Origin of the sequence: Oceanobacillus caeni, from assembly GCF_042678465.1 — a bacterium.
Taxonomy (GTDB): domain Bacteria; phylum Bacillota; class Bacilli; order Bacillales; family Amphibacillaceae; genus Oceanobacillus; species Oceanobacillus caeni.
On record NZ_JBHTKV010000013.1, the window covers coordinates 80,359 to 93,051 of the forward strand.

The window sequence follows — 12,693 nt, forward strand, 5'->3', positions numbered from 1 at the left end:
AGAATCAATAGTTTGCTAATTTAGTGGGGTTTACGTATGGAAAAATCTGTTTTGAAGTTTATAAACCAACATCAATTAATAAAGAAAGGAGCAACTGTGTTAGTTGGAGTATCTGGTGGAGCAGATTCCATGGCCTTGCTCCATTTTCTACATAGTAATCGAAATAGATGGGAAATTAATGTGATTGCTATCTCTGTTGACCATCAATTAAGGGGGGAAGAGTCACTTTTAGATTTAGAATTTGTCCGTGATACATGTAACAAATGGGAAATCCAATTTGTTTCTGGATCTTTAGATGTTAAAACATATAAAGAAAAAGAACGTTTAGGTACAGAGTTAGCAGCCCGAAGGTTAAGATATGAATTCTTTTCCAGTCAAATGGAAACCTTTCAAGCAGATTATTTAGCATTGGGTCACCATGGAGATGATCAAATTGAAACGATGCTAATGAGCCTTACAAGGTCCGCCTCATCAACAGCCTTCTCCGGTATCCCTGTGAAGCGAGAGTTTTCAACTGGATGGATTATACGTCCGTTCTTATGTTTAACCAAATTAGATATTGAAAACTATTGTAAGGAAATGAATATTAAACCTCGAATTGATGAAACGAATTTCGATACTGCCTATACCCGAAATTATTTTAGAAAATATATTCTTCCATTAATAAAAGAGAAAAATAATAATATACATACTACCATACAACATTTAAGTGAAACCCTTTACGAAGATGAAAAGTACCTTCAGGAGAAGGCATTGGAAATGGTAAAAAATGTAGTGGAATTTAATGCTAAAAGGAATACAGCAACCTTTCAAATTCAAACATTTAAAACGAAGCCCCAAGCTTTACAAAGGCGTGCGCTTCATCTAATATTAAACTATCTATATAATGATTTACCATCTAATTTGTCATATATTCATGAGGAAGAATTCTTTTCATTATTATATTCGGAAAAGGCGAATAACCGTATTAACTTTCCGTTACAATTAAGAGTAGAAAAATCATATGAAAAAATAATTTTTCGATTTTCCCGTCCAATGAATGAAGAAGATAATTCCTTCCATGAGCTGTTAACTATTCCCGGGGAAGTTACATTACCTGATGGATCGGTAATATCTGCACAAATTAATAGGAATAAAGAACAAAATAAAGTTACACATGGGTTTTATTCAAGTCAAGTTGCGTTACCATTACATATTCGCACGAGAAGGCCTGGGGACCGCATGACTTGGACAGGTTTAAATGGCAGTAAGAAAATAAAGGATATTTTTATCGATGAGAAGATTCCCATTGATAAACGGAATAGTTGGCCCATTTTAGTTGATAATAAAGGTGAAATTTTATGGCTTATCGGCTTAAAGAAAGGAAACCCAAAAACAACTCAAATGGAAGGGCAATGGATTCAAATACAATACACAGCAGCTAACTACTAGGAGGATATGGATGCAAAACGATTATATTCATGAAGATATTGAAAAGGTCTTAATATCGGAGGAGGAAATAAAGTTAAAATGCAAAGAATTAGGTCAACAACTTACAGAGGAATATAAAGAGAAGTTCCCGTTGGCAGTAGGAGTTTTAAAAGGTGCCTTACCTTTTATGTCTGATATTTTGAGGAATATGGACTGTCATGTTGAAATGGATTTTATGGATGTTTCAAGTTATGGAAATGAAACAAAATCTTCCGGAGAAGTGAAAATTGTTAAAGACCTAAATACAAAAGTAGAAGGCCGAGACTTAGTCATTATTGAAGATATTATTGATAGTGGTTTAACATTAAGCTATCTTGTAGATTTATTTAAATATCGTAAGGCGAATTCTATTAAAATTGTTACATTATTGGATAAGCCAGAAGGAAGAACTGCAAACATAAAAGCAGATTTAGTTGGATTTAATGTTCCGAATGAGTTTGTAGTTGGTTATGGCTTGGATTATGCGGAAAGATACCGTAATTTACCGTACATAGGTGTTCTTAAACCAAAAATATATGGTGGAGAATAAGATTATTTGTCTTACTGACTAATTGGAGATAGAAGAAAGATCTCACTGAATAAATCTCACTATATTATTTATTGAATGTTTTAGGTAAATTAGTTGTAAATAAAGTTTTCCATATGATACGATGAACTATAGTTTTCCCCATACGGGAGGAGGTACGAAATGAATCAGATCTTTCGGAATGTGTTCTTTTGGATACTTATTTTCTTTGTAGTAATCGGAGTCTTTGGCGTATTCAAAGGACAAGGTGAAGATAGAGAACAATTTGATGTAAGGGAATTTATGGATGAATTAAATGCCGGAAATGTTGATGAAATGACTTTGCAACCGGCAAATGGAATTTACCGTATTACTGGTGAATTAAAAGATAAAACAACATTTGTTACACAAGTACCTGACAATACAAATGTTATTTCTCAAGTTACGGAAACAGCAACAGATCAAGGAGTTCTTCAGGTTGCGGAGGAAGAACAACCTAGCCCTTGGTTAACTTTCTTAACTGGAATCCTTCCTTTCTTGTTGATTGGACTATTTATATTATTTATTTTTAGTCAAGCTCAAGGCGGTGGCGGCGGTGGTCGCGTAATGAACTTCGGTAAGAGTAAGGCTAAAATGTATACAGAAGAGAAGAAAAAGGTTCGTTTTAAAGATGTTGCAGGTGCAGATGAGGAAAAACAAGAACTTATTGAAGTGGTTGATTTCTTAAAAGACCCACGTAAATTCTCAGCTGTTGGTGCACGTATACCTAAAGGGGTTCTACTTGTTGGCCCTCCTGGAACAGGTAAAACATTACTTGCTCGTGCTGTTGCAGGTGAAGCGGGTGTTCCGTTTTTCTCCATCAGTGGTTCAGACTTTGTTGAAATGTTCGTTGGGGTAGGTGCTTCCCGAGTACGTGATTTATTTGAGAACGCGAAGAAAAATGCTCCTTGTATTATATTTATAGATGAAATTGATGCAGTTGGTAGACAACGTGGTGCTGGCCTTGGTGGTGGCCATGACGAACGTGAACAAACTCTTAACCAATTGCTAGTGGAAATGGACGGTTTTGATGCAAACGAAGGAATTATTATTATCGCTGCAACAAACCGTGCGGATATATTAGACCCAGCGTTATTACGTCCTGGACGTTTTGACCGTCAGATTACAGTAGACCGTCCAGATGTAAACGGCCGTGAAGCTGTACTTAAAGTACATGCTAGAAATAAACCGTTGGATAAATCAGTGGATTTAAGAACAATTGCGATGAGAACCCCAGGCTTCTCTGGCGCAGATTTAGAAAATTTACTGAACGAAGCGGCATTAGTTGCTGCACGGGATGATAGAAAGACAATTAATAAAGATGATATTGATGAAGCGACAGACCGTGTTATTGCAGGTCCAGCTAAGAAGAGCAGGGTCATTTCTAAGAAGGAAAGAAATATCGTTGCTTACCATGAGAGTGGACATACAGTTATCGGTATGGTTCTTGATGAAGCCGATATGGTGCATAAGGTAACGATTGTACCCCGTGGGCAAGCTGGCGGATATGCAGTTATGCTTCCTAAAGAAGACCGTTATTTCATGACAAAACCAGAATTATTCGATAAGATAACAGGGCTACTCGGTGGACGAGTGGCAGAAGAAATTATTTTTGGCGAGGTAAGTACCGGTGCTCATAATGACTTCCAACGTGCTACAAATATTGCGCATAAGATGATTACTGAGTATGGTATGAGTGATAAAATTGGTCCGCTACAATTCTCTAGCGGTGGTGGCGGTAATGTATTCTTAGGTCGTGATATTCAGAACGAACAAACCTATAGTGATACAATCGCTTATGAAATTGATAAAGAAATGCAAAACTTTATTAATCATTGTTACGACCGAGCTAAAAAGATTCTTACTGAGCATAAAGAACAATTAGAATTAATCGCACAAACTCTACTTGAAGTAGAAACATTAGAAGCGAAGCAAATTAAATCTTTATTTGAAGAAGGAAAAATGCCAGACCCTGACGTCATCGATCATAAGGAAGATGTGAAAGTAAACATTAACTCTAAAGATGATGAGAATGTGGTAGGTTCTTCATATGAAGAGGCGAAAGCTAAAGTTGAAGAAGCTAAGGATAAAGAAGGAAGCGAGTCAGAAACCAAAGCTTCGGATGAAGATAAAGATAATAAATAAGATCAAAACAGTCACTTTTATTAAAAGTGGCTGTTTTTGTTTTATTTAGCAGGTAGGAAATCTTTCCGGTTTAGGACTCCAATTACTCGCCTACATAAAGATTTGCCTAAGTTCTCTTAAACCGCTTAGACCACGCTTTTTGTTTTGAGAGCAAATTATGGTATATTTTACACGTATGTATCGGTATTTTTAAGGAGTAATAGTGTAAGAATAGCTCAAGAAAGGTTTGGTAGAAATGCTTTTTGTTATAGATGTGGGAAATACAAATACAGTATTAGGTGTTTTTGAGGACGACACGTTAGAATACGAGTGGCGTATAAAAACTGATCGATATAAAACAGAAGATGAATTTGGAATGTTAATCCAATCGCTTTTTGAATTTAAGAATCTTAAGTTTACAGATATAGATAGCATTATAATCTCCTCTGTAGTCCCACCAATCATGTTCTCTTTAGAAAAAATGAGCCGTGATTATTTTAATCTAGAACCACATGTTATAGGTAAAGAAAGCTTCAGTAAGTATTTGAAAATGAATTACCCTAATCCAAAGGAAATTGGAGCGGACCGTGTCGTAAATGCGGTTGCTGCTATAGAAGAGTATGGCGGGCCACTTATTGTAATCGACTTTGGAACTGCCACTACCTATTGCTATATTAATGAAAAAGAAGAGTATTGTGGGGGTATTATAGCCCCAGGTATGAATATATCGATGGAGGCCTTGTATACTAAAGCATCTAAACTTCCAAGGATTGAGATCGAATCTCCAGATAGTGTACTTGGAAAAACAACAATCGATGGCATGAAATCTGGTATTTATTATGGAACCATAGGAATGATAGATGGAATCGTAAACCGAATGAAAGATGAACTAAACACATCACCAAAGGTTATTGCAACTGGCGGTCTATCTCAGTTAATAGCGGAGGACTCTACTACAATTGATGAGGTGAATCCGCATTTAACGTTAAAAGGTTTATACATTATTTATAAAGAAATCGCCAAAGAAAACGATCATTAAAGGAGTCGAATATAAATGAAAGATTATTTGATAAAAGCAACAGCGTTCAACGGAATGATTCGTGCTTATGCAACTTCAACAACGGAGATGGTAGAAGAAGCTAGAAGAAGACAAGACACATGGGCAACGGCTTCAGCTGCATTGGGAAGAACTCTTACCATTACGGCAATGATGGGAGCCATGTTAAAAGGAGAAGACTCGATTACGGTTAAGGTGGAAGGAGATGGGCCAATCGGTGCAATTATAACAGATGGAAATGCGAAAGGAGAGGTTCGTGGATACGTAATAAACCCACATGTAGATTTCGACTTAAATGAAAAAGGAAAATTAGACGTAAGACGAGCTGTAGGTACACAAGGTAGAGTAAGTGTTATTAAAGATTTGGGACTTAGAGATTACTTTACAGGAGAGGTTCCTATTATTTCTGGGGAAATAAGTGAAGATTTCACCTACTATTTTGCTTCATCGGAACAAGTCCCAAGTGCTGTTGGAGCAGGAGTGCTTGTTAATCCTGATCATACCATTTTAGCTGCTGGTGGATTTATCGTTCAAGTTATGCCAGGTGCGGACGAAGAACTGGTTAATAAGTTAGAGAAAAGGGTGAATAGTATCCCTGCTATTAGTACATTAATTAGAGAAGGAAATACACCAGAACAAATCTTAGAACGTTTATTGGGTGAAGGTGAAGTTAAGTTTCATGAAAAAATGCCAGTTGAGTTCCGTTGTAAGTGTTCTAAGGAGAGAATCGCTAATGCAATCGTTGGACTGGGAAATGAGGAAATTCAGAGTATGATAGACGAAGATCAAGGGGCTGAAGCTAGTTGTCACTTTTGTAATGAAAAATACCATTTTACAGTTGAAGAATTGGAAGAGCTGAAACGGTAATGAAAGGGGCCCATAAAAAATGTCCAAAAGATTACTGATCAGTATTATCGTTGTTCTTCTAATTACCAATATTGCAACATTAGTCATGTTGAATCAAGGTCATCAGGTAGCGATTGACAGTAATCATGAGAGGCTTTCCGCACGGGATGTCGTGGCAGAAATAAATGGGGAAGAAATTACTTATATAGAATGGATTAATTCATTAATCAATAGGAACGGAAAGAGTCAACTAAAAACATTAATTAATCAAGAAGTCGTACATCAATTAGCTGATCAATATCATATTGAAGTTGACGAAAAGATAATTAAAAGAGATATTTCTCTTTTGACATCAATGCAAGGAATAATGACAAAGGAAGAGGCCAAAAGGTTAGAAAGAGATTTACGAAACGATATCATTTATCGTTATCAATTGGAGAGACTATTAGCGATGGATCATTCCGTAACGGAAGAAGAAGTACAGACCTATTATCAAAAGTATAAAAGTCAATACAATTTTTCTGAAGCAATGCAAATCTCACATATTCTCGTTGATAATGCTAGGATAGCTAATAAGGTAAAAAAAGAACTAGATGAAGGAGCAACTTTTTCATTGCTGGCTAAAGAATACTCAAAAGATAAAGAAACAAGAAGTAATGGCGGTTATATTGGCTTTATTCATACTAAAAGTCAGTTTTTCCCTAATGGTTATGAGAGTGTAGCGCGAACCATGAATGAACATTCTTATAGCGAGCCATTTCAAACGGAAAATGGGGTGGCTATTATTTATTTACACCGTAAACTACCATCTATTGAGTTTTCATATGAAGAATCAAAGCCTTATATAGAAAGTGAATTAGCCTTAGAGCAATTAGATCAAACTCTTTCTGCTGAAGCATTATGGGAACAGTTAAATGTGAAGTGGATATATGATTGATCATAAGTCATTTGAGATTTTCCAGCTTTTTAGTTGACAGAATGGAATAAAAGTTATAAATTAATCATATAAGAATACTAGGATTAGGATGAGGAGGAATTTTTGTGAGAGTGGCGGATTCGATAACAGGATTAATTGGAGAAACTCCAATTGTTAAATTAAATAATATGACAGATGAGAATAGTGCAGATATTTACTTGAAGTTAGAATTTTTTAATCCAGGTAGTTCAGTGAAAGATCGTATTGGCTTGGCTATGATTGAAGCAGCTGAAAAAGAAGGAGTATTAAAACCTGGTGACACCATCATTGAACCAACCAGCGGAAATACTGGTATTGGTTTAGCGATGGTTGCGGCAGCAAAGGGATATAAAGCAATCTTAGTGATGCCAGATACAATGAGTATGGAACGACGTAATTTATTACGTGCTTATGGGGCGGAGCTTATTCTAACTCCTGGTGCAGATGGAATGAAAGGTGCAATTGCCAAGGCTGAAGAGTTACAGAAGGAAAAAGGCTACTTTGTTCCACAACAATTTAATAATAAAGCTAACGTTGATGTACATGAACGTACTACTGGTAAGGAAATCGTGGAGCAAATGTCTGATGGGCTAGATGCATTTATTGCAGGTATTGGTACTGGTGGAACTATCACAGGTGCTGGTAAAGTCCTAAGAGAAAAATTTAAGAACATAAAAATATATGCTGTTGAACCTTCAGCATCACCGGTTTTATCTGGTGGTAACCCAGGCCCACATAAAATCCAGGGTTTAGGAGCAGGATTTGTACCTGAAATTTTAAACACGGATATATATGATGAAATTATCCAGATTGAGAATGAGGAAGCATTTGAAACTTCACGCCAAGTGGCAAAAACAAACGGAATTTTAGGTGGTATTTCAGCGGGTGCTGCAGTTGCTGCAGCTAAAAAAGTAGCGAAAGAATTAGGTAAAGGTAAAAAGGTATTAGCAATCATTCCAGATAACGGGGAACGTTACTTGTCGACACCACTTTACCAATTTGATGAAGAAAATTAAGAGCAAAGGCGCAAGCGCCCACAAGGGTATAAGTGCGACTAACCATCAGTGGGAGATGGAGGAAAGCCTCTACTGATGGAAGTCTTCTTTATACTTTCTATGAAGAAGGACAAAGGATTAGTTTAGACTACAATCCTTTGTCCTTCTTCGTTTCCAAGGAGAAAGCTGGAAGGAGCTTTATATAGTATGATAGGATTAAATAAAAACATATCGGAAGAGGGACAGTGAAATGGAATTAAAGACAGCAACCAAAACACTGCATTTGTCTAAGCGAACACACATTATGGGAATATTGAATGTTACTCCGGATTCTTTTTCTGATGGAGGAAATTATACAACCATTGAGAAAGCAATAGGACAGGCCAAAAGAATGGAACAAGAAGGTGCGGATATTATAGATATAGGTGGAGAGTCAACACGACCCGGTCATATCCCTATATCGTCCAAGGAAGAAGTTGAAAGGGTTGTACCTGTCATTAAGGCAATTAAGGAGCATGTTAATTTACCCATCTCTATAGATACATTTAAAGCAGAAACAGCCCGACATGCTGTTGAAGCGGGTGCAGATATGATTAATGATATATGGGGAGCAAAGAAAGATCCAGAAATTGCAAATGTTGCAAGAGAATATAATGTGCCAATTATTCTAATGCATAATCGTGACAATGAAAATTATCAAACCCTTATTGATGATATGAAAAAAGATTTAGAGGGAAGTATTGAAATAGCTTTAAAAGCTGGTGTACGAAGGGAGAATATTATTCTCGATCCAGGAGTAGGATTCGCGAAATCCGGAACAGATAATTTAGTGGTAATGAATAACTTGGAACAGTTTGTACAAATGGGTTATCCACTTTTATTAGCTACTTCCCGTAAAAGATTTATCGGTAGTACTTTAAATATTACGGAGCCAACCAAGCGTGACATAGGGACAGGCGCAACGACATGCCTAGGAATCGTTAAAGGGGCTCATATGGTTCGTGTTCATAATGTGAGACTGAATGTGGAGCTTGCAAGAATGATGGACACAATGCTTCGTGAAGGGAGAAGATAACTTTGGATAAGATTTTATTAAACCAGTTACAGTTTTATGGTTTCCACGGATTAATGCCAGAAGAAAAAAGATTAGGCCAACGATTTATTGTAGATATTGTGTTATACACTGATTTACGTAAAGCTGGTCAAACAGATGATATGTTAGATTCTATTCATTATGGCGAGGTATATGAAATGGTAAAAAGAATTGTGGAAGGGGAATCCAAAAACTTACTTGAGGCTGTGGCGGAGGATATAGCCAATGCGCTACTTTCATCTTTCAATCGTTTAAATGCTTGTACGGTAAAAGTAATTAAGCCAGATCCACCAATTCCGGGACATTATGAATCTGTTGAAGTAGAGATATATAGGGAGAAAGTAAAATGAATCAAGCATATATATCGTTAGGAACGAACATAGAACCACGAATAGATTATTTAGAGGATGCCTTAAAATTACTTGAGGAAAATGAAAATATAACCATCAAAGCCCAATCATCCGTTTATGAAACAGTGCCAGTTGGGTATACAGACCAAAATGACTTTTTAAATATCGTGATTGGTATAGTAACATCCCTTTCATCCATGGAACTTCTTAAATATTGTCAAAGTATTGAAGATAAGTTAGGTAGGAAGAGAGAGATACGTTTCGGTCCAAGAACAATTGACCTTGACATTTTAACGTATAATAACGAAAATAGTACAGTAGAAGAATTGCTTATTCCGCATCCTAGAATGCATGAGCGTGCATTTGTACTTATTCCATTACATGAAATTGCCCCTGATTTTATGATTCCGACTTGGAATAAGTATCCAGGAGATCTACTTAGTAAACTTCAAGAGGCAGACATAAAGGGAGTAAGGAAATGGATTCGAAGCGAATTGGAAGAAGAATAAAAGCCTTTCGTAAATTAAAAGGGTATACCCAAATTGATTTTGCAAAGGAATTAAATGTTTCTATTTCTCAAATTGGAAATGTGGAAAGAGGGACAAAACCTGTAACAGACGAATTAATGAATCAAATTGCGGATGTTCTTGATATACCAAAAGAGGAAATTACAATGGAGTAATTTATAAAGAAAATAACCTCGTTGAATCACGTGATCAATTATTACATCCTTATATAACTATGTAGAAAAGTTGAAGCTGAAAGTAAAGTTTCATACCTTCTTTTCTACCAAGAAATCTGCCAGCGGCTTTACTGGCAGCTTTTTAAATAAATATGATGAAGTACATACCATACAATTGAAGTATTTAAAATAAATCAAAAGGTTATAATGCGTTAGAAGATAAGGTTTTAATTCGATATACGTGAATAAACTGTTTTTTTCTTATATACTTACACCTATAATAGGACTGGAGGGTTTATTGTGTCAGAAGAGTTAAATGAACAGATGCTTGTAAGACGTGGGAAGCTAAATGACTATTTAGAAAAAGGTTTAGATCCATTTGGAAGTAAATTTGAAAGAACCCATTTAGCGAAGGATATAATAGAGAAGTTTGAATCTTCTTCTAAAGAAGAATTAGAAGAAGTTAAAGAAGAAGCTACGGTTGCCGGAAGAGTCATGACAAAGCGAGGAAAAGGAAAAGCTGGCTTTGCACATATTCAAGATTTAAGTGGACAAATCCAGATTTACGTTCGTAAAGATGAGGTAGGCGAAGAGGCGTACCAAGTATTTAAATCCATTGACCTTGGAGACATTGTAGGAGTTAAAGGTGAAATTTTTCGTACGAATATGGGTGAATTATCTATTAAAGTGGACGAATTTCACCTATTAACAAAATCTTTACGACCATTACCGGAAAAATATCATGGATTAAAGGACGTAGAGCAACGCTATCGCCAGCGATATTTAGATTTAATTACTAATATGGAAAGTAAAGAAACTTTCATTCTACGTAGTAAAATTATTCAATCCATGCGTGAATATTTAAATAATCATGGTTATTTAGAAGTAGAAACACCAATGATGCATAGTATCCCTGGTGGAGCTGCAGCACGCCCATTTGTTACTCATCATAATGCACTCGACATCCCGCTATACATGCGTATCGCTATCGAATTGCATTTGAAACGTCTTATTGTCGGTGGATTAGAGAAGGTTTATGAGATTGGACGGGTATTCCGTAATGAGGGTGTATCGACGCGTCATAACCCTGAATTTACAATGATAGAACTATACGAAGCATATGCTGATTATCACGATATTATGGACTTAACAGAAAACCTAGTTGCACATATTGCAAAAGATGTACTTGGGGAGACGAAGATTTCCTATGGCGAATATGAAGTTGATCTAGAGCCGAAATGGAAGAGAATTCATATGGTTGATGCAGTTAAAGAAGAAACAGGTGCTGATTTTTGGAATAAAATGAGCGATGAGGAAGCTCGCGAACTTGCAAAGGAATATGGTGTTGAAGTAAAAGAAACAATGACATTTGGACATGTTGTTAATGAGTTCTTTGAACAAAAGGTAGAAGAAACATTAATTCAACCAACCTTTATTTATGGTCACCCTGTAGAAATTTCACCATTAGCTAAGAAAAATAAAGAAGATGAACGATTTACAGATCGCTTTGAGCTATTTATTGTTGGTCGTGAACATGCGAATGCATTTAGTGAATTAAATGATCCAATTGACCAACGTGAACGTTTTGAAGCACAAGTGAAAGAAAGAGAAGAAGGAAACGATGAAGCGCATCTTATGGATGAGGATTTCCTAGAGGCGTTGGAATATGGTATGCCTCCAACAGGTGGGCTTGGAATAGGTATTGATCGTCTAGTCATGTTATTGACCAATTCACCATCTATTAGGGACGTTCTTTTATTCCCTCAGATGCGTAATAAATAATATAAAGGCTTTGAACTAATACTAAGTTTTAGTTCAAAGCTTTTTTTCATGCTGCAAAAAAATGGCGGTATTATGAGTGCTTAAAAATACTAATTGGTAAAAATGTTAGGAACGTGTAAAGATGAGAATGTACGATCTTAACTTTTTAAGGAAGTTTCATTAGGGCAAACAGGTAATATAAAGTACCAACGAAAATTACCTTCAAAGAATTGCACTCGAAAATCCAACTGGGAGAATTATTAAGCACAGGCTAATTTAAAAGGGAAGTAAAGATAAAACAATTAGTCAGAAGCAACTCTATATTAACTTTGTTAACTTTTTGTAAAAAAGTACTTGATTTTAATATGGATAAGTGGTAAATTATTAAACGTTGCTTCTCTAATAAGAGAGACAACAAAAAAGAGTTTTAAAAAAGTGTTGACTTTCAAAACTCGCCATGTTATATTAATAAAGTCGCTGTTACAAAGCGGTGATAAACATTTGCTCTTTGAAAACTGAACAAAACAACCAGTATGTTAAGATAAAAGAAACTCGTTTTCTTTTAAAATAGAAGGTAACACTTCTAAAAGCTAAGAGATAGAATTAATTATGTTAATTCTAAACAAACTTTTTTGGAGAGTTTGATCTTGGCTCAGGACGAACGCTGGCGGCGTGCCTAATACATGCAAGTCGAGCGCTGGAAGCTAATTTCATCCCTTCGGGATGAAATTAGTGGAAAGAGCGGCGGACGGGTGAGTAACACGTGGGCAACCTACCTATAAGACTGGGATAACTCGCGGAAACGTGAGCTAATAC

The 12,693-nt window shown here is 36.1% G+C and carries 12 protein-coding genes and 1 rRNA gene; all 13 read left to right on the top strand.

The genetic code is table 11. The features are described from left to right. Positions 1-36 precede the first annotated feature (36 nt). Positions 37-1,431 carry a tRNA lysidine(34) synthetase TilS gene (tilS, locus tag ACFQ18_RS10960; protein WP_047186917.1) on the top strand — a complete coding sequence of 465 codons (1,395 nt, stop codon included), beginning with the start codon at positions 37-39 and terminating at the stop codon, positions 1,429-1,431. 10 nt (positions 1,432-1,441) lie between these two features. Beyond that, on the top strand, positions 1,442-1,999 hold the full coding sequence (hpt, locus tag ACFQ18_RS10965) for a hypoxanthine phosphoribosyltransferase (protein WP_244987030.1): 558 nt from the start codon (positions 1,442-1,444) through the stop codon (positions 1,997-1,999). A gap of 159 nt (positions 2,000-2,158) precedes the next feature. Then, on the top strand, positions 2,159-4,159 hold the full coding sequence (gene ftsH / locus ACFQ18_RS10970) for an ATP-dependent zinc metalloprotease FtsH (protein ID WP_047186918.1): 2,001 nt from the start codon (positions 2,159-2,161) through the stop codon (positions 4,157-4,159). Positions 4,160-4,394: 235 nt separating this feature from the next. Continuing rightward, positions 4,395-5,177 (top strand): type III pantothenate kinase, encoded by a 783-nt coding sequence (locus tag ACFQ18_RS10975; RefSeq protein ID WP_047186931.1) that lies wholly within the window; start codon positions 4,395-4,397, stop codon positions 5,175-5,177. A 15-nt stretch (positions 5,178-5,192) separates the two neighbouring features. Continuing rightward, a complete protein-coding gene (hslO, locus tag ACFQ18_RS10980) occupies positions 5,193-6,062 on the top strand; it encodes an Hsp33 family molecular chaperone HslO (protein ID WP_047186919.1) in 870 nt (289 codons plus the stop codon). 19 nt (positions 6,063-6,081) lie between these two features. Then, the gene (locus tag ACFQ18_RS10985) at positions 6,082-6,978 is read left to right on the top strand and encodes a peptidylprolyl isomerase (RefSeq protein ID WP_204798303.1); all 897 of its coding nucleotides are present in this window, start codon (positions 6,082-6,084) and stop codon (positions 6,976-6,978) included. A gap of 104 nt (positions 6,979-7,082) precedes the next feature. Continuing rightward, positions 7,083-8,012, top strand: a complete 930-nt coding sequence (cysK, locus tag ACFQ18_RS10990) for a cysteine synthase A (RefSeq protein WP_047186921.1) — start codon at positions 7,083-7,085, stop codon at positions 8,010-8,012. A 229-nt stretch (positions 8,013-8,241) separates the two neighbouring features. Continuing rightward, positions 8,242-9,066, top strand: coding sequence for a dihydropteroate synthase (gene folP, locus ACFQ18_RS10995; RefSeq protein WP_047186922.1), 825 nt, complete (start codon positions 8,242-8,244; stop codon positions 9,064-9,066). A 2-nt stretch (positions 9,067-9,068) separates the two neighbouring features. After that, entirely contained in the window at positions 9,069-9,434 is a 366-nt protein-coding gene (gene folB, locus ACFQ18_RS11000; protein WP_047186923.1) for a dihydroneopterin aldolase, read from the top strand. Continuing rightward, complete coding sequence (gene folK / locus ACFQ18_RS11005) at positions 9,431-9,943, top strand: 2-amino-4-hydroxy-6-hydroxymethyldihydropteridine diphosphokinase (RefSeq protein ID WP_047186924.1); 513 nt, start codon at positions 9,431-9,433, stop codon at positions 9,941-9,943. The genes folB and folK overlap by 4 nt, the downstream gene beginning before the upstream one ends. Further along, positions 9,913-10,116, top strand: a complete 204-nt coding sequence (locus tag ACFQ18_RS11010) for a helix-turn-helix domain-containing protein (protein ID WP_047186925.1) — start codon at positions 9,913-9,915, stop codon at positions 10,114-10,116. The genes folK and ACFQ18_RS11010 overlap by 31 nt, the downstream gene beginning before the upstream one ends. A 300-nt stretch (positions 10,117-10,416) precedes the next feature. Then, positions 10,417-11,898 carry a lysine--tRNA ligase gene (gene lysS / locus ACFQ18_RS11015; protein WP_047186926.1) on the top strand — a complete coding sequence of 494 codons (1,482 nt, stop codon included), beginning with the start codon at positions 10,417-10,419 and terminating at the stop codon, positions 11,896-11,898. A gap of 608 nt (positions 11,899-12,506) precedes the next feature. Next, positions 12,507-12,693, top strand: a 16S ribosomal RNA gene (locus tag ACFQ18_RS11020); the annotation flags it as partial.

Bases quoted from the DNA above. Each gene is read 5' to 3' on its own strand.
- tilS (WP_047186917.1), top strand. From the start codon at position 37: ATGGAAAAATCTGTTTTGAAGTTTATAAACCAACATCAATTAATAAAG.
- hpt (WP_244987030.1), top strand. From the start codon at position 1,442: ATGCAAAACGATTATATTCATGAAGATATTGAAAAGGTCTTAATATCG.
- ftsH (WP_047186918.1), top strand. From the start codon at position 2,159: ATGAATCAGATCTTTCGGAATGTGTTCTTTTGGATACTTATTTTCTTT.
- ACFQ18_RS10975 (WP_047186931.1), top strand. From the start codon at position 4,395: ATGCTTTTTGTTATAGATGTGGGAAATACAAATACAGTATTAGGTGTT.
- hslO (WP_047186919.1), top strand. From the start codon at position 5,193: ATGAAAGATTATTTGATAAAAGCAACAGCGTTCAACGGAATGATTCGT.
- ACFQ18_RS10985 (WP_204798303.1), top strand. From the start codon at position 6,082: ATGTCCAAAAGATTACTGATCAGTATTATCGTTGTTCTTCTAATTACC.
- folP (WP_047186922.1), top strand. From the start codon at position 8,242: ATGGAATTAAAGACAGCAACCAAAACACTGCATTTGTCTAAGCGAACA.
- folK (WP_047186924.1), top strand. From the start codon at position 9,431: ATGAATCAAGCATATATATCGTTAGGAACGAACATAGAACCACGAATA.
- ACFQ18_RS11010 (WP_047186925.1), top strand. From the start codon at position 9,913: ATGGATTCGAAGCGAATTGGAAGAAGAATAAAAGCCTTTCGTAAATTA.